Source organism: Shewanella woodyi ATCC 51908 (genome assembly GCF_000019525.1).
Classification (GTDB): domain Bacteria; phylum Pseudomonadota; class Gammaproteobacteria; order Enterobacterales; family Shewanellaceae; genus Shewanella; species Shewanella woodyi.
Genome location: NC_010506.1, coordinates 2,242,203 through 2,264,028, shown reverse-complemented (window position 1 = coordinate 2,264,028; position 21,826 = coordinate 2,242,203). Strand labels below are relative to the sequence as shown.

The following is a 21,826-nucleotide window of genomic DNA, read 5'->3' as shown; positions in this document are numbered from 1 at the left end:
ATGTCTATTATAAAAACATCGGTAAACCGACCTGTCACTGTTTGGATGTTTATGTTTGCTATCATCTTATTTGGTATGGTTGGCTTCTCTAGGCTGGCAGTAAAGTTACTGCCAGATTTAAGCTACCCCACCATTACTATTCGGACACAATACATTGGTGCAGCTCCCGTCGAAGTTGAGCAACTTGTCTCTAAACCCATTGAGGAAGCCGCGGGTATTGTAAAAGGGCTACGTAAAATCAGCTCCATCTCACGTTCAGGTATGTCTGATGTTGTACTTGAATTTGAGTGGGGCACAGATATGGATATGGCGAGTCTCGATGTGAGAGAGAAACTCGACACCATTGAACTCCCTCTTGATGTAAAAAAACCGCTATTACTGCGGTTTAACCCAAACCTTGATCCGATCGTGCGCTTAGCCCTGTCAGTGCCAGATGCCAGCGATAGCGAACTGAAACAGATGAGAACCTATGCCGAGGAGGAGTTAAAACGCCAACTTGAGTCACTAAGTGGAGTAGCCGCAGTCAGGCTATCTGGCGGCCTTGAGCAAGAGGTTCATATTCAGCTTAATCAGCAAAAATTAACCCAACTAAACCTTAATGCAGATCTTATCCGCAACCGTATTGCAGAGGAGAACATTAACCTCTCTGCCGGTAAAGTGATCCAGGGAGAAAAAGAGTATCTTGTTAGAACATTAAATCAGTTCAACTCGCTTGAAGAGTTAGGCCGAATCGTCGTTTACCGAGATGACCAAACGTTAGTTAGACTGTTTGAAGTCGCCAACATTATTGATGCCCATAAAGAGCGTAATGATGTAACCAGAATCGGCGATCAAGAATCGATTGAATTAGCCATATACAAAGAGGGAGACGCCAACACAGTCACAGTAGCACGTAAAGTAACCGCAGAGCTGAATAAACTCAATGAGGACAATAACACTGAGCTAAAAGTGATATATGACCAATCTGAATTTATCGAGAGTGCTGTCAGCGAAGTGACCTCTGCGGCTCTGATAGGTAGCTTGCTTTCTATGTTGGTCATCTATCTGTTTTTAAGGGATATAATTCCAACCTTAATTATCTCAATCTCTATTCCTTTCTCTGTCATTGCCACATTTAACATGATGTACTTTGCCGATATCAGCCTAAACATAATGTCACTTGGGGGGATAGCACTCGCGGTCGGATTGCTCGTCGACAACGCCATTGTTGTGCTGGAAAACATAGATAGATGCCGCTCATTGGGGATGAATAAACTTGATGCCGCTGTTACTGGTACAAAAGAGGTGGCGGGCGCTATTTTCGCATCGACCTTAACCACGTTAGCCGTTTTCGTTCCTCTTGTGTTCGTCGATGGTGTTGCCGGTGCCCTATTCTCAGATCAAGCATTAACTGTCACCTTCGCCCTGCTCGCTTCATTGCTTGTTGCACTTACCACTATCCCGATGTTGGCATCAAGAGAGGGCTTTAAATCCCTGCCACCATTAATGGAAAAGGTAAAGAAACCTAAGCCTGAGACTAAAATCGGTAAGTTGAAATACTACAGTGCCACCGTTTTTTCATTCCCCTTTGTACTGCTGTTCAGCTATCTGCCGAGCGCACTACTGACACTGGCCTTGATGTTAGGCCGCCTTACCTCTTGGCTTACGGGTCTATTTATGAGACCAATCAGCTCAGGTTTTAACTGGATGTATCATAAATTAGAGGTGGTTTATCACGCCCTACTGGCCCTAGCATTAAGACTAAAAGTACTGACTATCGCTATTGCCCTTTTCGTCACCTTAGGCGCCGCATCCCTAATACCAAAACTAGGGATGGAGCTTATCCCCCCAATGAATCAAGGTGAGTTCTATGTAGAGATCTTGCTTCCACCAGGAACAGAGGTATCAGAAACAGATAACGTCCTTCGAAAACTCGCTCTCTCCATTAAAGACAGAGACGATGTTAAACACGCATACAGCCAAGCGGGAAGCGGCGGATTAATGACATCTGATACATCTCGAGGAGGTGAGAACTGGGGACGCCTACAGGTCGTATTAGCCGATCACAGTGCTTTTGATACCGTGGCCAACGTTCTAAGACGCACGGCGATGCGTATTCCTGAACTGGAAGCAAAAATTCAGCACCCTGAACTCTTTAGTTTTAAAACTCCGTTAGAGATTGAGCTGGTCGGTTACGATTTAACTCAGCTAAAAAGTACAGCAGACAACCTAGTCGATGCGCTATCGGATTCAGACCGCTTTGCTGATATCAACACTAGCCTTCGTGACGGTCAACCTGAACTCAGCATACGTTTCGACCATGAGCGTCTCGCTAAGCTGGGAATGGATGCGCCAACTGTGGCTAACCGTATTGCTCAGCGTATCGGTGGCACAATTGCCAGCCAGTACACAGTCAGAGACCGTAAAGTTGATATTTTAGTGCGCAGTGAAGCTGAGGAGCGCGATCAAATCAGTGACATCGACTCCATGATCGTTAATCCAGATAGCAGTCATCCTATTGCACTCAGTGCCGTTGCTGACGTGTCATTAAAGCTAGGCCCATCGGCAATCAACCGCATCAGTCAACAGCGAGTTGCCATTGTCTCTGCAAACCTGGCTTATGGAGATCTCAATGAAGCAGTACTAGAAGCAAGAGAGATTTTAGGTCAGCAGACGCTGCCGACTTCAATTCAGGCAAGGTTTGGTGGACAAAATGAGGAGATGGAGCACTCTTTCCAATCACTACAAATTGCCCTAGTGCTCGCGGTATTCTTGGTTTATCTGGTGATGGCGAGTCAGTTTGAGTCACTGCTTCATCCACTACTGATCCTAATCGCAGTGCCTATGGCGGTGGGAGGCAGTATTTTGGGTCTCTACATAACCCAAACTCACCTCAGTGTTGTTGTATTTATCGGCTTGATTATGCTGGCAGGTATTGTGGTTAACAACGCCATTGTCTTGGTGGATAGAATTAATCAACTGCGTCAAGACGGTCTCGATAAAATCACAGCAATATCTAATGCGGCTAAATCTCGCTTACGTCCGATTATTATGACGACCTTAACCACAGCTTTAGGACTATCTCCTATGGCGCTAGGCTTGGGGGATGGCTCGGAAGTCAGGGCACCAATGGCCATTACCGTGATATTTGGCCTCTGCCTCTCCACCTTGTTAACGCTTGTGGTTATCCCTGTGCTTTATGCCCTATTTGACCGTAAAGAGTTTACACATAAAGAAGTAAAAGAGAGCAACACATTGGTTAATAGCGGAGGTCAGGCATGAACTTAACCCGTTTAGCCATTAAAAGGCCTGTGACAACGAGCATGTTTTTCGTTGCCATACTCCTCTTTGGTCTCGCTTCCAGTCGTCTACTGCCGCTAGAGATGTTCCCAGGGATCGATATACCACAGGTAAATATCGAAGTCCCTTATAAAGGGTCTACACCGGCAGAAGTGGAGCGTGATATCACCCGCGTACTCGAAGAGTCACTGGCGACCATGAGCGGCATTGAGGAGATGCGTTCAAACTCATCACAAAATGGTGCAGAGATTGAGTTGAAAATGAAGTGGGGACAGAATGTTGCCACTAAAAGCTTGGAAGCGAGAGAGAAGATCGACGCCGTAAGACATCTGTTACCCAAGGATGTCGAGCGCGTGTTAATCCGCCAGTTCTCAACCGCCGATATGCCAGTGCTCAATTTAAGAATATCGAGCGATCGTGAACTCTCTGGCGCTTTTGACCTGCTAGATAAGCAGCTTAAACGCCCCCTTGAACGAGTGGAGGGTGTCTCACAAGTCACCCTCTATGGTGTTGAGCAAAAACAGATCGAGATACGTTTAAATGCAGATAAACTCTCTTCAAGCAACATCTCAATACAAGCGTTAAATCGCCGACTGCGACAGGAGAACTTTGTTGTCAATGCAGGCGTCTTACGTACTGGCTCTCAAGTCTATCAAGTCTCGCCAAAAGGTGAGTTTAGGGATCTTGATGACATAAATGCACTCGTGCTTAAACCTGGGGTCACTTTAGGGGATATTGCCACCGTCAATTTCTCCCTGCCAGAGCGTTTAGATGGCCGCCATTTAGATCAGAAGTATGCTGTGGGTCTAGACGTATTTAAAGAATCAGGAGCCAACTTAGTTGATGTTTCTAAACGTGTGATGAAAGTGATTGAAAGCGCCAAGCAAGATCCTCAATTTAATGGGGTAAAATTGTTTGTCATGGAAGATCAAGCCTATGGGGTAACCTCATCATTAGAAGATCTACTAACAGCAGGTCTCATCGGCGCCCTACTCTCATTCGCTGTGCTATATCTGTTTCTACGTAATCTAAAAATGACATTGGTCGTGGTCACCTCTGTACCTATCTCTATCTGCATGACATTAGCGGCGATGTACTTGCTCGGTTACAGCCTAAACATCCTCTCAATGATGGGGCTACTGCTAGCTGTCGGTATGCTTATCGATAATGCCGTTGTGGTCACCGAAAGTGTATTACAGGAGAAACAAGCTCAGAAAAACTCACAGAGTTCGCAGTTAAATGATGGGCAAGCTGAAAGTGATAATGCAATATTAACCGGTGTAAATAAGGTCTCTCTAGCTGTTTTAGCAGGTACCCTGACGACGGCGATTGTGTTTTTACCCAATATTTTTGGCGTGAAGGTCGAGCTAACCATCTTCTTAGAACATGTCGCTATCGCCATCTGTATTTCACTAGCTGCATCACTGTTAGTGGCGAAAACTTTACTACCTCTTATGTTAAGCAAGATGCATTTTGAAATAGAGCCGGAGAAAAAAGACAGCAAACTGCGTATCAACTACCAACGTAGTTTGAACTGGATCTTATCTCATCCTAAAACTTCAGGTGTTATCGCCCTTATCATACTGGCCACGACAGCCCTGCCTATTAGTATGGTAAAACAAGATAAATCCGATGGTGAGGGAAATAATCGACTCTATATTAACTATCAGGTAGAGGGACGTCATAGTTTAGATGTCACCGAAGCGATGATAACCAAGATGGAAACCTACCTTTATGCCAATAAAGAGGCGTTCCAGATAGATTCAGTCTATAGCTACTTCTCTGCCGACCGCGGTCAATCAACACTTATCCTCAATGAAGATACAGAGGTCGACATGAAGGTGCTTAAGAAAACCATACGTGAAGGGTTTCCTAAGTTTTCCATCGCAAAACCTCAGTTTGGTTGGGGTAATGATGATAATGGGCTCAGGGTTTCGCTTACAGGCCGATCCACCAGCGAACTCATCAAACTCAGCGAGCAGGTTATTCCCCAACTCTCCTCTATTGAAGGGTTAACTGATGTACGTTCTGAATTAAGTGGGGCGCAGCAGGAGGTCATTATTCATATCGACCGAGATTTAGCTGCTCGTCTTGACTTAAAGCTTAACGAAATAGCCGCTAATATCTCCATGGCACTGCGTGGAAGCCAGCTGAGATCCTTCCGCCACGACCCTAATGGCGAACTGCGAATTGAGCTCGCCTTTGAGCAGCAATGGCGCCTATCTCTTGAGAAACTCAAGCAGCTACCTATCATACGAATTGATGACCGAGTGTACACGCTAGGGAGTTTAGCCAAGGTTAATATCCAAGCCAGATTCGACACGATAAGACACTATGACAGGCAAACGGCTCTTTCTATTGGTGCTAACCTTGATGACCTTACAATGGAAGAGGCACAGGAGGAGATAACCAAGATTATGGAAGCGGTTAACTTCCCATCGGGTTATGACTACTCCCTAAGAGGCGGTTTTCAGAAACAGGATGAAGATGAAGCCATAATGGCAACCAACATGATCTTAGCGATTGCCATGATCTATATCGTAATGGCCGCTCTGTTTGAATCATTGCTACTACCAACGGCCATTATCACATCCATTCTGTTCTCTATCACAGGGGTATTTTGGGCACTACTGTTTACCGGAACCTCCATGGATATAATGCCCATGATAGGTATTTTGATCTTAATGGGAGTGGTGGTGAATAACGGCATAGTGTTGGTCGATCAGATAAATCAAATGTCACCAGATCTGGATAAGTTATCTGACACCATCAGCCAAGTATGTAACTCACGCTTACGTCCGGTATTGATGACTGTTGGTACCACCGTTCTAGGGCTTATTCCTCTTGCAATGGGTGATACTCAACTAGGTGGCGGCGGTCCCTCCTATTCACCGATGGCTATCGCTATTATTGGCGGGCTGACTTTCTCTACAGTCACCAGTTTATATCTGGTCCCCCTATGCTACCAAGCACTCTATAGAATGCGATTTGGCGCTGCGGTGAAATTGGGACAAGCAGATCGCGTATCAAGGAGACTGCTTCCTTGGGCAAATTAATATAGCAAAAAGCTCTGATTATGTGAAACAAAGGCTGCAAAAGCAGCCTTTGTTGTTACCAAGTGCTGAATTTGTTGTGATAAACCCAACCTAAGGTTATCTTAAGTAACATAATTAATAAAAAAGATGGCCCATATGATGAACACTCGTTTACTGCTCAGTGTAAGCTTAAGTTATCTACTCACAACCTCTGCGTTTGCAAACGATGACAGATTTAAAGATGTGGAGATAACACCTCAGCAACTAACAGAAACCAGTTACATGTTTACAGGCTCAGGTGGCAATATTGGCGTTTCTGCCGGCAGTGACGGTATCCTTATCATAGATAATCAATTTGCACCTCTAGCCGATAAGATCTCTGCGGCTCTATCAAAAATACAAACAGGTAAACCCAAATATGTGGTCAATACCCACTATCACGGGGATCATACTGGGGGCAATAATCTATTTGGCATTGATGGGGTAATTTTAGCCCACCATAATGTGCTCTCTCGTCTCTCTGGCAACACAAGCTACACACCTGAAGGTTTACCTAGCATCACTTACCATGAAGGTATTAACATACATTTTAATGGGGAAAACCTTCAGCTGTTACATATGGGGCCGGGCCACACTGACGGCGACAGTATTGTGCTTTGGCAGGACAAAAGCGTCCTCCATATGGGAGATCTTTTCTTTAAAGATAGGTTTCCCTATATCGATCTCAACGCTGGCGGCTCCGTTAAAGGCTACCGTAACAATGTCGCTGCGATGATCCGCAAAATTGATGATGAAACCAAGGTGATCCCAGGCCATGGATCACTTGCAACTAGAAATGACCTGATCCGATTTAAGCATATGCTTGATGCATCCATCAATTGGATGGAGAGCAAGTTGCAAGCACAGCAGACCCTTGATGAGATCCAAGCTGAAGGTATGCCTGAGAAATGGCAAGCTTGGGAGTGGAGGTTTATTTCAGAGAAAAAATGGATAGACACTCTCTATAACGGGCTAAAAAAATAGTCATAAAAAGGTATAAAAAAGCGGAAACACCCATCGGTGTTTCCGCTTTCTGTTTATCTAACGGATGGCACTACATCACAATATAGATAGGCCAACCTAACAAACCTGTTAGCCCCTCTTTGTACTCTAGTCGCTCCAAACGCTCAGGACTTACCCCTTTTAACAGCTGTTCACGGTAGCCCTTAGCAAAAGTTAAGGTACGCAGTAACCCAGGAGCAAAATACTTACCTAAATCTACACTAATGGTTTCAGCAAGCGCCGGTGGTAACTCACCAAGCGTGTTGTTCATCTCAAGTTCAATATGGTCAAGGGTAAACCAATGTTCTTCGAGTTCAATATGGGCCAAACGTTGCTTAAGGTCTTGCTTAATCTTAACGGGTCCAAAAAACAAGCGATACAAGACCACTTCAGCAAATACACTTTCAAGGCTTAAACAATCTAAAGGGTCGTAACTTGCTTGGGAATAAAACTGCCTGAGTAAACTCACCACAGATTCTTGACGATTAAAATCCGATAATGCCTCTTGATAAGCTTGCCATCCACTCCACTCCTGAGCGTCACTCGGGCAAGAGACCTTTTCAAGTAAGACTTTATCTATATCGCCATAGATTGATTTACCGCTAAGCTTATACTTACTCACGGTTGTGAGCATGCTCCAACCTTTTTGAAATGACTTTACGATACCATCGGCTGTCATCAAAAGGCTAAGTCCACGGTTAAGATCTCGCTCGCTCTGCTCCATCAAGCCTAAACTCACCACCCCGATAACATCAAAGGCAGCATGCTCTAGCAAGTGCATCTTATACTTATTATAAAATTTATCGGCAAGCTTAAGGCTCATCAACACAGCTTTAGCCTTAATTTGAGCAAGCTGCGCTTCATCGAGTAAGGACTCAGCTTGGCCATAAGCTAACACTTTACTTAAAAATGGCCCTTGATCATTATCTCGTAATACTATTTGCATTTTCCGAGCCCTTAATCAAGAAAACTAAACATATCATCAACTTCAGCGTATTCATCAGCCACTTGATTCTTCTCTTTAGCCTGAATAACTAATTCACTAACAAATTTGTTGATGATATTCATCCAGCCTGAGTTTTCACTACGAAGCAGATTTTTAATCGACTTTTCAACATCTGGTGCAATTTCACGGATCAAAGCTAACAGGCTGCGAGGGTCATCAATGCTTAAGCTATGGGCTTCCTCCTCAGCACTACGATCACTAAAACCTATGGTCTCACCGTCATCTTCATCATCATAAGTATCATTGATCTGCACATCAGTATCTGTCGATGGCCCAAGGATCAGCTCAATAAATGGAATAGAGAGGTAGAAAAGACCGGCAGGGTCTTCAGCGATACACTCTAAAATAGCGACCTGCTTAGCTTCGCTATCCTGTATACGGATAAGGTAGGTCAAAAAATCAAAAGTATGCTGACTTAATTCATCGGCATTACTCTTAATCTTCTCCTCCCAATAAAGAGGCTGCTGACAAACAATATCTCGGATCTGCTCAGGACTCATCAACTCAGACATGATCGACGGACAAGAGATATCGTGGTGGCTGTTAATTTGAGTCAAGGTCACAATATCCATATGCTCAATCACTTCAACCAAAACCTCATCGGTCATGGTATTCGCCATCAACTCAAATTTCTTACTCGCCTGTTGAGGCTCTACATCAGCCAACTGCTTAATCTCAGCGGCGGTAATTTCAATCAAATTATTCATGAGTACTCCTCATTGTAATCGTACTGATCGTAATAACCGTCTTCATCATCTTCGATGTCATTGTCATCATCTTGATCGGTCTCTTTACTAGCAGATGGTGTATTATTTTGATTCTCTAACAAAAAGAGCACTGCACAGCTCTCAATCAGAAGTGTCTCAGAGTGACCACGTACAGCCATCACCAATGGGATGTCAGCATTATTAAATGCAACCGTAGTTTTAAAGTCATTCCACTCTGGTTGTATCCCCTCATCTATCCATCCTGACCACTTGAGCTTAGCCTCAGGGGGAAATTTAACTCTGTCATAGAGGGCTATTGGCAGGTATTCAGGTACTGAGTTAAGCAGAGCAGGATCTGCCAGTAATACAGCCTTAATTTGACTAGTAAACTGCGCTAAAGCATTAGGGGTATCAGGGTCGTTGTAAGACTCGATATTACTGTATGCATTCTCTTTTAACTCATCAATGCGTGAGAGATTAAGTGATGTTGCCATGATTGCTCTGAATTTAACTTAAGAATAAAATTGATCCCACAGCTCGCGCATAGCGGCAGCAGGGTCGGTCACAATGACATTATTGAAGTCTTTAACAAAAGCGCTTTTAAGTTTAGGGTTAGACAGCACTTCATAAGCTTGCTTTACTCGCTGAAGTTGTACCTCAGCTTGCTGCTTATCTTCATCGGATGCACCGAGTAGTTTATCCGGATGGAATCGGTTTGCTAAACGTTTGTATGCTTTCTTAATATCATCTTCATTTGCACTTGCCTTAATGCCAAGCACGCTAAAGTGGTTAATCATGTTATTACCTGTGGGCGATTATTCTTCATGTCAAAATATAAATGGATAGATCCAATAGTGAACATTCACCTGCTAACGTTCGTATAAGCCCAATGTTACCAAACCTTAGCCCAACCAAATTTTTGGAGGCGGAAGTTTAACGGCTGGAAGAGTTGAGCACAACACAAAATCCAAAGCATAGCACTCCTAAAAGGAGATAAAAGAGCAGACTAACTCCCTTTTATTAAGCTTTAATGTTTGTGGCTTATACCAATTGCATTAAGTATGTAATCAATTCAGAGTGCCTCAGGGTTTTCTATTCAAGGCGCATTGACTAAGAAATGGTTATTCCCTTTTAAGTCAATGCAAAGCAGAAGAGGAAATCCTGAGACGCTCACATAGTGCGGGTTTCAAAGCACTTTATGCTGCGTTTGGGTCTCTAGATATAGAATAACTATTAGCTTCGATACCCTGCCTTGCCTACAGCGCTTTGAACTCCCGCTGAATGGTCAGATACTTAATGCAACTGGTATTAAGTGTTAACGATAACAATAAAATGCTTTAAGGTTAAGTCCCTAAGACTATCTCATTAATTAACTTGCTTAAAATGCCACAGCAACCAATAGATGGGACGAAGATCTTTGCCTCCAATATCTTTTAACGGATACAAGGCGTAATAGAGAAATTGCCAAGGAGCTATCCAAGCTTTAGCTTCTTGCCAAATATGCTCACCTCCGGCGTCACGATAAGCCTTTATCACCGGCGTTATCATCTCATGGTTAGGGCCTAGGTAGCGGTAAAGGCTATGAATATAAACAAGTATATCCCGCCTCTGTTGATAGGTAATATCTTTGCTGTTCTGACTTGCTTCAAAATCGATAAAACTGATCTTGCCATCGTGCCAGCTAATATCCCTTAATGCTGGTCGACCATGGGCTAGACCTAAGCGGTGAAGTTTAGCTAAAGCTTCACCACTGTCAGTCAAGATTCTCAAGCGCTTTGCCTGATCAACCTCAGGATTTACTATCCACTCACTGAGTGTTTTGCCCACATCGGCAACAACAAGAAAGTTATCATCGAAACAGACAAGCTCGGGAACCTGAGCTCCCTGTTTAGCCAGTTGAGTTAATGTCTCAATTTCAGTTTGAATCGCAGTTTTGGGATTGGCCTTTAAAAAACGCATGGCACCGGTTAACTTTTCCGCTTGCTTTAGCCAATACACCTGCCCAAGATGTTCAAATCGTACAACCCTCTCGCCCTTATTGTCATTCAATACTGTATCAACGAGAGATCTGAAGGTCTGATTAGGCACGCAATTTACTCCGAGAAAATGAGAGGTGATTATGCGTATTTGCTCCAGTTAAAGCAAACCGAAAAAGTAAAATCCACTTTGAGTGCTCAAGCAAGTATCGATAACAGTGAAGATAGAGGGTAAATCAAACAGATCACAAAGAACACAAGGAAAGAGAAACAAAAAAGCGCTTGTAAAAGCGCTTTTGACTACATAGCTAAGATTAGGCTTCTTCCCAACTCTCAGCTTTATTCTCAAGAAGAACAGGGATCCCATCATTTATCGGGTAAGCTAAGCGGTCAAGCTTACAGATCAGTTGCTGTTTCGCTTTATCGTAATCTAATTTCCCTTTACACACAGGGCAAGCGACGATCTCTAATAACTTTTTATCAAACGACATCTCTATTTCCTTGTTTAACAGCGATAACCTGACGAACTTTATCCATCAGTCGCTGATCAAAATTTTCTGCTAGCTTGGCATCTACAGCCAAATACCACCAGTTTTCTTTTGCAAAATCGCGACATTTAACCGCATCTTTTTCAGTCATCAACACAGGAGAGTTTCCGGTAACTTGAGTTATCTGCGTTAAGCTGAATTTTTGATGATCTTCAAACGCCTTGGTTTTTATCACCTCAACACCTGATTGAGCTAAAGTGGTAAAAAACCGCTCAGGATTCCCGATCCCCGCAATAGCGACAACATGCTCAACGGGCTCAAAAACCAACTCAGAACGGGGAGATACAGGTATAAAGCGGGTTGGCTCAAGTATCATCTGGAACTCGCCCTCTTTCGCTTCACCGTTCACTATGGTGAAATCCACTGTTTTTTGTCTGCCTGTCAACTCCCTAAGAGGACCTGCCGGCAACAGCAACTCATTTCCAAAACGTCTCTCACCATCAAGAATAAGTAACTCAACATCCCGCGCCATTTTATAATGCTGAAGGCCATCATCACTAATAATGATATCAACATCAAAACGCTCAATTAAACACTTAGCAGCACTAACGCGATCGCTGCCTATCACCATAGGAACCTGAGTTCTGGCCACTATCATAGCAGGCTCATCACCCACACTATCAGCGCCTAAGTGAGGCTCAACGATTTTAACGCCGTCAATCTTAACCCCATAACCTCGACTGACTACACCTGGATTTAATCCCTGGGCACGCAGGAGTTCAATAAGGTAGATAACGGTAGGCGTTTTACCGCTGCCCCCCACCGTAATATTGCCCACAACAATCACAGGAACAGGAAGAGACACTGCGGCCTTGATACCAAGCTTAAACAGCAGCCTACGAAGGCTACTGACACACCAAAACAACAAACTAAGTGGAGTAAGTAACCACTTTATCCCTCTGTAGCCGATACAATCATCGGCTTTCGGATACCAGAGTCTATTAACAAAATCCTGCATCAATTAGCTGCCAAACTGCATCTGATAAAGGTTAGAGTAGACTCCCTCTTGCTCAAGCAGACTAGCATGGTTACCACGCTCAACAACTTTACCTTGGTCAATCACAAGGATTTGATCCGCCGCCTCAATCGTCGACAATCGATGAGCAATAACGATGGATGTTCTGTTGAGTCTCAAGTTATCTAACCCTTGCTGAATCGCCTTCTCCGATTCAGTGTCTAGGGCAGATGTGGCTTCATCTAAGATAAGTACAGGAGAGTTACGCAGTATCGCTCTGGCTATCGCAATTCTCTGTCTCTGGCCACCGGATAACATCACTCCATTTTCACCAATTTGAGTGTCTAAACCATCGGGGAGTAACTCAATAAACTCCATTGCATGGGCGGAGCGCGCCGCTTCAATAATCTGCTCACGACTCACCTCGCCAGAATAAGCATAAGCGATGTTATTGGCGATGGAATCATTAAATAGTGTCACCTGCTGAGACACCAGAGCCACCTGGCTTCGAAGACACTCTAAGGTGTAATCGTCAATACTGACACCGTCGAGCACTATTTCGCCCTCACTCAAACCGGTATAGAAACGTGTGATTAAACTGGCAATGGTAGACTTGCCTGAACCAGAACGACCCACCAAAGCGATGGTTTGACCCTGCTTGACAGAAAAGTCTATGTTATCGAGTGCAAGGCCTTCCTGCTCAGGATAGCGAAAAGAGACATGATTAAAACTCAAATTCCCCTTCACTCTCTCCACAGTATGTTTGCCTTCATCCTTTTCAGGTTCAATATCCAAAAGTTCAAAAACCGTAGTACAGGCTGCGATACCACGTTGAAATTCAGCATTCACGCGAGTCAGACTTTTAATAGGATTTAGCATCGCCAACATGGCACCTAAAATCGTGGCAAAGGTTCCCGCGGTTAGCTCAGATTGTAAGCTTTCAAAACTGGCTGCATACAGAACAAACGCTAAGGCAAATGAGCCAATCACCATCACTAATGGCTGACTGACTGATTGCGCCATGGCAAGCTTCATGGTTTGGTAACGGTTCTGTTCATTAACGACGCCAAAACGTTGAGACTCAACCTCTTGACCACCAAAAGAGAGCACATTCTTATGCCCTGTGATCATCTGCTCCGTAGCCGCGGTAACACCACCCATTGCGGTTTGAATTCGTTTAGAGACCTTACGAAAACGTCGGCTAACAACCGTAATAATCACACCGATAATAGGACCGATAATCAAGATACACAGGGAGAGTTTCCAAGAGTAGTAAAACATCACGGTCAACATACCCACAACTGTGATGCTATCACGTACCATAGTGATCAAGGCGCTGCCAGTCGCACGGGCAATCTGCTCTGTATCATAGGTTACCCGAGAGATTAAACTGCCGGTATTTTCTCTATCCATGTAACTAACTGGCAACGTAAGATAGTGATCAAACACATGCTGACGCATATCCATAATGAGCCTAGCGCTCATGTACGAAACACAGTAAGTCGACAGGAAATTTGCCAAACCACGCAATGTAAACAGGCCAATAACGACAAAAGGTGCCATCATAAGCACATCGCTTGATGAGTTAAACCCATCAGTTGTACCTAAATCTAATCCATTGGCCGCGGAGGGAATTTGGCTCGCTTGTCCACCAAACCCGCCATCGATAAAGGGCTTAATTACGGCAATAAATGTCATATCGACCAGGCCATAAAGCACTAAGCCTACTACCGCCAGAAAAAACACACCTTTAAGCGGTTTGATATACACCATCAAACGCTTAAATACTGTCCAGACTTCTTGATTGGAAGATGTTGTCATTAACCAAATCTATTCTTAATTCAAAAAACGCATTCTACTCTGGATTATCATTCTGACCAAATTCAAACAATCGGTTGTACCAAAAAGGGGCTAAATTGGCCCGGTATGTTCGAATATCACGCTGTTCTCGATTAAAAATCACACTGATCTGCCCCTGTCGTCCCGAAATAAGGTGCTCTGCTCCATGGTCCTGATAGCGACGTAAGACATCAGGCTTAGGGAAGCCGTAACGATTATTAAACCCTGAAGGGAAGAGCACTAACTGAGGAGAAACCAACCTGATAAACTCAGAGGTTGAGGAGGTTCTGCTACCATGATGTGGCGCCACAAGCAGTTCACTGTTGAGCTTATCGCCTAGGCTCAGTAAGGCGTGCTCTGCCCTACTCTCTATATCACCAGTTAATAAGACTTGATGATACTCATCGCTGACTTTCACGACACAGGAGCCATTATTCCCCTTCTCAACAACACGAGGCGCCAAGATCTCAACTCTTAATCTCTGCCATATAATGGTTTTAGGTCTGCAATTGACGCTGGCATACTCAGGGATGTCTGTCACTAATTCAACCTCTGGAAAAGTAGAGATAAGCGTTGAGGCGCCACCAGCATGATCGTTATCGCTATGACTCAATACAAGATAATCAACCTCAGTAATGCCTCTGGCTCGAATAAAGGGCACCACGACTCTTTCTGCATAGCTAAACGTCCGACCATATCGGGCTCCAGTGTCATAAATTAATCCATGTTGTCCCCTCTCTATAACGACACTGAGACCTTGACCAACATCGAGCAGGTGCACTTGCCAGTGATTCTTTGAGGCCAATCCCCATCTAAACATTAACGAAAGGATAAATGGTAGAAGCAAGAGTGAAGAGATAATCTTCCACTGCACACTTTTCAGCTTTGCCATAAGCCATGATCCGCACAGAAGAAAGAACAGCGCCAACATCATGTGATCTGAAATAGGTAACCAAGCACCAGGTAAAACAACAAACAAATCTAAGGCTTGGGTAACAGGCCATAAAGTTTTATCGACCAATTCAAACAAGACGGACAGATTAAATCCAGCTGTTAAACCTAACCCCCAGATAACGAAAGTGAAAATAGCGGCAGGAATAACCAGCAAACTAAACCAAGGAACAAATATAAAATTAAATAGGATCCCATAAAGAGTCAGACCACCAAAAAGCACTGCCTGCAATAAACCCAGTCCAAGGCTTAATCGCCACTGTATGGCCCAGAAAAGACTTAACTTAAGCCACACTCTCTTGTGCAGGGAGCTAGGCTCATCAGCAACAGGTATGGGACGAGCCTGTAGCGTCAGTAAAATAATTGATAATGCAGAAAATGACAGCCAAAAACCTGCACTTAAACAACTGAAGGGGTCGATAACTAATATCAGAAAAAGCGCAAACAACAAGCGCTCCCAAGAAGATGAATATCGGTTTAACAGCGTCAAAAAAACCAATAACAATAGCATAGTTAAAGCGCGAATCGTTGGTAGTGCAAACCCTGCAAGGTAGGCATAAATACAGCACGCTACAGCAGATGAAGCCGCAGCCAACATCAAATTCCGTCGCCCAACACAAGGAGATATCAGATTAAGAAACTTAGATAAGGTGACAAACACCCAAGCTCCAACAACCGAGAGGTGCAGACCGGAGATTGCCACCAGATGCCCCGCTCCCGTCACTCTGAGGGCGTGCCAACGCTCTGCATCCAACAAGCTCCTATCCCCTAGCAGTAATGCTAAGATAAGATCGCCATTAGCCAATGTTTCTAAGGTGGGTTTGAGTGTTTGTAAGAGCTTGTTACGCAAAGAATCACTTGCCTTAATTCGCTCACCAGATATAACGTTACCTTTGCTGATGATATGACGACTAAGAAGTAATTTCTGTTGATTATACCCACCTTGATTCAACACACTGGTGATAGGCTTTGGCTTAATCACCAGCTCCCAGATCTCACCTTGCGCCAATTTAGGGGCTTTTTTCCAACTCAAACGTATTTTTTTTGGCCAAGAGTTTGTCGAATTATGATCCAACAGCCGAAAATCCATACTAACCCAGTCGCTGTTTTGATTTACTAGTGATATGATTTCGCCAGTTACAGGCTGGCCAAGGTCTATACTTTGATCATCCCAGCTTAATACCAGCTGCGCATAAAACGCACTCCATGCAACAGCCAAGACGACACCTGAGATTAATGGCGCACGCTTTAATATCAGAACCCCTATTACAACTAAAATGGGGGTAAGTTGAGCTGTCGGCAATGAAGGCCACAACATGGCTGAGAGTATTGTGACGCAAAAACCAAACATAAATCGATTCATACTGAACTAGTTAAGACAGCAATAACCATTTATGCCAAAAAAAATCATTGAAAGATTTATGCCTAAGCCTGAAACGCTGCAAAATCATAAGCATTTGCGGATGTTCGGCAAATTATTACATAATCCCAATTTATGGAGTCTTAACAGACGTTCGGCTCCAGCAGCCTTTGCCGTCGGCCTTTTTGTTGCTTGGATCCCCATGCCATTTCAGATGGTACTGGCAGCCGCTCTAGCCATCATTTTTAACTGTAACCTGCCGGTATCTGTCGCATTAGTGTGGATTACGAACCCAATCACTATGCCATTTATGTTTTATGCCGCTTATATGTTAGGGGCTAAGCTCCTTAACCACCCACCGCAAAACTTTGCTTTTGAAGCCACATGGGTGTGGATAGAGTCATCAATATCCACCATAGGCCCACCTTTTCTACTGGGCTGTATTGTAATGGGTGCAATATTTTCAATAGTGGGTTTTTTCTTAATAAGAACCCTATGGAAGTACTCAATTCTACTGAAATGGGATAGACGAAAAAGCTAATTAGCTCAAAACCAGACAAGGTTACCGCTCGATACAATAGGAAACACGCTTGGTGTTTCTTATTGTGGACTTACCTTAGCAAAGTACTCAGATTACGCCTCTCCCTTTCCATCACATCCCTCTCATGCTTTTCAAGTTTAAGCAGTTCATCATCAGAAAGTGGCGTCGTTGCCGCCAAGTAGTGGAACGTGATTTGTGGGAAAATCGTGCTAAACACTAATTTGGCTCGGGGAAGATGAAACTCTGATGTCACTATAACTAGAGAGGTAATTTTATGCTCTTCAATAACCTCTCGAGCCAGTAGTGCATCTTCAAAGGTAAATCGGCTCTCGACAAGGGGAAGAAAATTTATCTGTGGTACCCCTTTACTCATCAAATAATTTTTCAAGTACTGTGCATGGGGAGTTGAAGTGGTATTGAAATGAGCGCCAACCCCACCAGTGCAGATAATTTTGAGGTGGTTTTTTTGAGAAAAATAGGTGTATGCGAGATCGCATCGAGAGAGTGCCATCACAGACAAGTTGCCATCACTATCATTTGGCGCTCCCAAAACAACAATCGCACTACTCACCGCTTCCCTCTCTTAAAAGTATCTAATTAGCGGCCGGCTAATGCGCTTGCAGGCGGTGTTTGACTCGCTTTCCAAGCAGGATAAAGTGTCGCAATTAAACTCATGACCAGCGCTAACAATAACACCACCCCAACGTCAACGAGGTGTAACTCTGATGGGAGGAAGTCGATAAAGTAGATATCAGCAGAGAGCAGTTTAACGCCTAAAGCCCCCTCTATCGCTTTGGCTATCCAACTTAGGTTTTCCGCGATAAGCACACCAAACAAGCCTCCAAGCAGACAGCCCAGCACTCCATTAAGGGCACCTTGTACAATAAAGATTGTCATAATCGCACTGCGCTTCATCCCCATAGTCAGCAAAATTGCGATCTCAGATTGTTTATCCCGTACGGCCATCACTAACGTCGAGACAATATTAAAACAAGCCACGGCTATCACCAAAGCCAGTACTAGATACATCACACTGCGAACAAGTTGTATATCTTGGTAAAGATGCCCCTGAGTACGAGTCCAGTCAGTGATGTACAGGTATTGATCTTGGCTAAAGCCCAGTTCACGAATAAGCCGCGGCGCCTCAAATACTTTATCCGCTTTAATTCTAATACCCGATACCTGCTCACCCATAGCTAAAATAGATGCCGCATACTGCATCGGCACATAGGCAGTAGAGAGATCCAGCTCTCCTCCGAGCTCAAATATCCCTGCCACAGTGAAACGATAACTTTTTGCAGAGCCAATACGCTTCACGGTAGGATCGGCGTTGACATTAGGCATATACATGCTTAATGAGTCACCTAGGTTTAAGCCTAAACTTTTTGCCAAACCTCTACCTAACACTATGTTATTTTTATCAGTCTCAGCTAGCTTTTCCCAGGTTTCTGCTGGCATAAATTGGGCAATATTGGAGACCTTCTGCTCATATTGAGTATCAACTCCTAAAATGGTCAGTCCTTGAAATCCGCCAGGCTTTTGTACGAGTCCCTGTAAACGAATAAAGGGAGCTGATGCCACTATCCCCGGCACCTTCTTGGCGTCCTCAACAATTGCGGGCCAGTTATTAACAGGTTGATTAACTCCGCTCAACTCTCCATGGGAGACAACACCCAACATCCTATTTTCTAATTCACTCTCAAAACCATTCATGGCTGAGAGCACAACAATTAATACCGCGACACCTAAGGCGATACCTGCGGTCGATGCAAATGAGATAAAACTAATCAGGCTATTAGATTGGCGTGCCATGTAGAAACGCCAACCAACCCATATTGATAAAAATGGGTTCATGAAGCCTTTCCTTCAACATCTGTAAGCTGTTCACTCTGAAGGTGGCCATCTTTCATCTTCAGCTGCCTGTCCATTCTTGCTGCTAATTTGGCGTCATGGGTTACAACCACAAATGCCGTGCCTAACTGGTTTGCAAGCTCACGGATCAGCTCATACACAGCCTCGCCACTCGTAGCATCTAAGTTACCCGTTGGCTCATCTGCTAAGACTAGCTTAGGCTTATTAATTAACGCTCTGGCTATCGCAGTACGCTGACGCTCTCCACCTGACATCTCACCTGGGGTATGATCAAATCTATGCCCAAGACCTACTCGCTCCAATAATGCCTTAGCCTCAACTTCAACCTCTTTACGATTTCTTCCCTGAATAAGGGCCGGCATGGCAACATTTTCAAGCGCACTAAACTCTGGCAATAGATGGTGAAATTGATAGATAAAGCCTAAGTCCTGATTTCTCACCTCAGATTGGCGACGCGGCGACAAACCATATAGGTCTTCCCCTAACATAAAGACATGGCCACTGCTTGGCTTATCGAGTGTCCCCATGATATGCAATAAAGTACTTTTACCTGAGCCTGAGGTACCGATAATGGCTAATTGCTCACCTTTAAATACCTGTAGATCCACACTTGTAAGCACTTGAGTATCCACCGTCCCCTCTTGAAAACGTTTACTGACACTCTTCACTTCTAACAATAACTCTGGCATATGCTATTTACTCTTATATTCTTTACTCATCAAACAGGAGAGTGATTGACTCTCTCCCATTTGGACGCTTAACTTTTTAGGCGTAGCTTACTCATATCTCAACGCTGTCGCAGGTTGTACTTTAGCCGCTCTAAATGCTGGATATAGCGTGGCACAGAAGGTAATAACTAAAGTACCAATGACTATCCAGCTCATCTGGCTCCACTCAATTTGCACAGGCAGTGATTGACCCGCCCCTAAGATAGAGATCCCAACCGAATTCATCATGGTATTTAAATTAAGCGTTAACCCAACACCGATAATAAGCCCTAGCACCAGACCAATAATGGCATTGAGCGATCCCTGAAAGATAAATATCCCCATCACATTCGCTGTGCTCAGCCCCTGAGTTTTCAATACTGCAACGTCCGTTGTTTTGTCTACCACCATCATCACCAGTGCAGAGACAATATTAAACGCGGCAACGGCAATAATCAGACTTAACATCAAAGACATCATATTCTTTTCCATCTTCACAGCGCTAAACAGATGACCATATGTGTCTCGCCAGTCAGAGGTGGTGACTTCAATACCTTGTCTCTTAAACAGGTTCGTTACTTCACTACTTAAACTCTCTGCATTAAAGGGATCTGCTAGATATAGCCTCAGATGTTTTATCTCTCCAGGAGGTTGCCGCATTAACCGCTGCGCGTCCTCATAATGAACATAGGCCAAGCTTGCATCAACTTGGGAGCCCATCTCAAAGATACCTGCAACCACAAATTTACGCTGGCTAGGCACGGGTCCAAAAGGGGAGTAAACCACACCTTCTGCGCTGAGCACTCTCACCTTCTCGCCAATGGACACATCTAAACGTCTGGCAAGCTCAGAGCCGAGTATGATCCGATATTTTCCTGGTATAAGCTGACTAAAATGCGCATTTAACACACCTTGCATCTTACCTTCGAGCACTTTTTCATATTCAGGGTAGATACCATACACTTGAATGGCACTAATATTAGAGGGTGACTGGACCATAGCTTGCGTGGCAATACTGGGAGTGGCAGCCAAAACACCTGGTAACGTTTTAAGCTCTGCCACATTAGCATGCCAATGAGTGAGAGCTTGTTCACTGTTGACCGTCAATTGAGGCACTGCCCCAAGAATACGCTGCTTTAATTGTCCCTCTAGACCATTCATAACCGAGCTGACAATAATGAGCGCTGCAACTCCAAGCAAAATACCGGAAACCGCAAAAAAAGTGATAAATGAAGCGAACGCATTGGCCTTTCTTGCACGCCAATAACGAAAGCCAATATGTGCAGATAACGCAAAATTCATAGTTGCCCAACGACTCATTAAATATAGAGCCTTGCTAAATCATTAAGATGCGCACGATAATAGGGGTAATAGCTATATAAAAACAAGAGGAAATCCCTTGATCACTGACTCAAGCCCCTATTTTAGTGTCAAGCACGATTTTAAAGTCTACCTAACAGCTTGGCCAGATAACGCCCCCATTCCAACTGAGGGTGAATTAACGCTGATGCTACCACTTGGTCTGCAGCTTATTAGTGATGTTAAATCTTTAGAAGCCGACTGCTTATTGCAACTAAGGCATTTAGATGATGAAGCTAAAACCGTTGTTGAGTACCTTAAACTGCAGTCGAAGAAGGTCGATCTGGTTCTGCAACATGTACTCGAACGCGAAGCACATGACGGGGAGCTACATCAAGGAAAGTTTTTTGGCGGGAGTGGGATCCGCATAATCGGGGCAACACAATTTGATGTCGGGAAGCAGTTTAAGCTGACGCTTCATATTAAAGAGGAGCTGGTTGCCCTGCTCTGTTTTGCTCAAGTCACGGCTACTCAAGTGATAGAAGCTACGGATGTCGAACCGCAAACAGGTTATTTGACTGAGTTAGAGTTCTCTGTGATCACAGACACTGACGTAGAGCAGCTGGTCAAGGCGAGCTTGAGCGTACAACAAAGGCAATTAAAACAACGCAAGCTTGCGAAAAAAGCGACATAATTTTCACTAGCACATG

At 44.1% G+C, this 21,826-nt stretch carries 18 protein-coding genes; 5 read left to right on the top strand and 13 right to left on the bottom strand.

Annotated features, from left to right (window positions below; translation table 11 throughout):
* From SWOO_RS09380 to SWOO_RS09370, 3 genes are all read left to right on the top strand, one after another.
* Window positions 1–3,261 (top strand): efflux RND transporter permease subunit, encoded by a 3,261-nt coding sequence (locus tag SWOO_RS09380; protein WP_012324459.1) that lies wholly within the window; start codon window positions 1–3, stop codon window positions 3,259–3,261.
* Entirely contained in the window at window positions 3,258–6,335 is a 3,078-nt protein-coding gene (locus SWOO_RS09375) for an efflux RND transporter permease subunit (protein ID WP_012324458.1), read from the top strand. The genes SWOO_RS09380 and SWOO_RS09375 overlap by 4 nt, the downstream gene beginning before the upstream one ends.
* 126 nt (window positions 6,336–6,461) lie before the next feature.
* Window positions 6,462–7,337 (top strand): MBL fold metallo-hydrolase, encoded by an 876-nt coding sequence (locus SWOO_RS09370; RefSeq protein ID WP_012324457.1) that lies wholly within the window; start codon window positions 6,462–6,464, stop codon window positions 7,335–7,337.
* A 70-nt stretch (window positions 7,338–7,407) separates the two neighbouring features.
* On the opposite strand, the gene atcC is transcribed toward SWOO_RS09370, so the two are convergent.
* From atcC to SWOO_RS09330, 9 genes are all read right to left on the bottom strand, one after another.
* The gene (gene atcC, locus SWOO_RS09365; RefSeq protein WP_012324456.1) at window positions 7,408–8,301 is read right to left on the bottom strand and encodes a cold adaptation protein AtcC; all 894 of its coding nucleotides are present in this window, start codon (window positions 8,299–8,301) and stop codon (window positions 7,408–7,410) included.
* 11 nt (window positions 8,302–8,312) lie between these two features.
* Entirely contained in the window at window positions 8,313–9,068 is a 756-nt protein-coding gene (atcB, locus tag SWOO_RS09360) for a cold adaptation protein AtcB (protein WP_012324455.1), read from the bottom strand.
* A complete protein-coding gene (atcA, locus tag SWOO_RS09355; protein ID WP_012324454.1) occupies window positions 9,065–9,562 on the bottom strand; it encodes a cold adaptation protein AtcA in 498 nt (165 codons plus the stop codon). The genes atcB and atcA overlap by 4 nt, the downstream gene beginning before the upstream one ends.
* A gap of 18 nt (window positions 9,563–9,580) precedes the next feature.
* Window positions 9,581–9,865, bottom strand: coding sequence for a cold adaptation protein ActJcold adaptation protein ActJ (gene atcJ, locus SWOO_RS09350; protein WP_012324453.1), 285 nt, complete (start codon window positions 9,863–9,865; stop codon window positions 9,581–9,583).
* A gap of 568 nt (window positions 9,866–10,433) precedes the next feature.
* Complete coding sequence (locus SWOO_RS09345; protein ID WP_012324452.1) at window positions 10,434–11,156, bottom strand: lipopolysaccharide kinase InaA family protein; 723 nt, start codon at window positions 11,154–11,156, stop codon at window positions 10,434–10,436.
* 202 nt (window positions 11,157–11,358) lie between these two features.
* Window positions 11,359–11,535, bottom strand: coding sequence for a Trm112 family protein (locus SWOO_RS25915; RefSeq protein WP_012324451.1), 177 nt, complete (start codon window positions 11,533–11,535; stop codon window positions 11,359–11,361).
* On the bottom strand, window positions 11,525–12,550 hold the full coding sequence (lpxK, locus tag SWOO_RS09340) for a tetraacyldisaccharide 4'-kinase (protein WP_012324450.1): 1,026 nt from the start codon (window positions 12,548–12,550) through the stop codon (window positions 11,525–11,527). Before lpxK ends, SWOO_RS25915 begins: the two co-directional genes overlap by 11 nt.
* Before the next feature lie 3 nt (window positions 12,551–12,553).
* Window positions 12,554–14,368, bottom strand: a complete 1,815-nt coding sequence (gene msbA / locus SWOO_RS09335) for a lipid A export permease/ATP-binding protein MsbA (RefSeq protein WP_012324449.1) — start codon at window positions 14,366–14,368, stop codon at window positions 12,554–12,556.
* Between the two features lie 34 nt (window positions 14,369–14,402).
* On the bottom strand, window positions 14,403–16,700 hold the full coding sequence (locus SWOO_RS09330) for a DNA internalization-related competence protein ComEC/Rec2 (RefSeq protein ID WP_012324448.1): 2,298 nt from the start codon (window positions 16,698–16,700) through the stop codon (window positions 14,403–14,405).
* Between the two features lie 31 nt (window positions 16,701–16,731).
* Between SWOO_RS09330 and SWOO_RS09325 the strand changes: the two genes are divergently transcribed.
* A complete protein-coding gene (locus SWOO_RS09325) occupies window positions 16,732–17,238 on the top strand; it encodes a DUF2062 domain-containing protein (protein WP_012324447.1) in 507 nt (168 codons plus the stop codon).
* A gap of 70 nt (window positions 17,239–17,308) precedes the next feature.
* Here SWOO_RS09325 and SWOO_RS09320 read toward each other — a convergent pair whose 3' ends face one another.
* The 4 genes from SWOO_RS09320 to SWOO_RS09305 all read right to left on the bottom strand — a co-directional run bounded on the left by SWOO_RS09320 (window position 17,309) and on the right by SWOO_RS09305 (window position 21,119).
* The gene (locus SWOO_RS09320; protein ID WP_012324446.1) at window positions 17,309–17,809 is read right to left on the bottom strand and encodes a YdcF family protein; all 501 of its coding nucleotides are present in this window, start codon (window positions 17,807–17,809) and stop codon (window positions 17,309–17,311) included.
* Between the two features lie 26 nt (window positions 17,810–17,835).
* On the bottom strand, window positions 17,836–19,092 hold the full coding sequence (lolE, locus tag SWOO_RS09315; protein WP_012324445.1) for a lipoprotein-releasing ABC transporter permease subunit LolE: 1,257 nt from the start codon (window positions 19,090–19,092) through the stop codon (window positions 17,836–17,838).
* Window positions 19,089–19,799 (bottom strand): lipoprotein-releasing ABC transporter ATP-binding protein LolD, encoded by a 711-nt coding sequence (gene lolD / locus SWOO_RS09310; protein WP_012324444.1) that lies wholly within the window; start codon window positions 19,797–19,799, stop codon window positions 19,089–19,091. The genes lolE and lolD overlap by 4 nt, the downstream gene beginning before the upstream one ends.
* Window positions 19,800–19,886: 87 nt before the next feature.
* Complete coding sequence (locus SWOO_RS09305) at window positions 19,887–21,119, bottom strand: lipoprotein-releasing ABC transporter permease subunit (protein ID WP_041418063.1); 1,233 nt, start codon at window positions 21,117–21,119, stop codon at window positions 19,887–19,889.
* 97 nt (window positions 21,120–21,216) lie between these two features.
* Here SWOO_RS09305 and SWOO_RS09300 point away from each other — a divergent pair, with 97 nt between their 5' ends.
* A complete protein-coding gene (locus SWOO_RS09300; RefSeq protein ID WP_012324442.1) occupies window positions 21,217–21,810 on the top strand; it encodes a hypothetical protein in 594 nt (197 codons plus the stop codon).
* The last annotated feature ends 16 nt before the right edge of the window (window positions 21,811–21,826 follow it).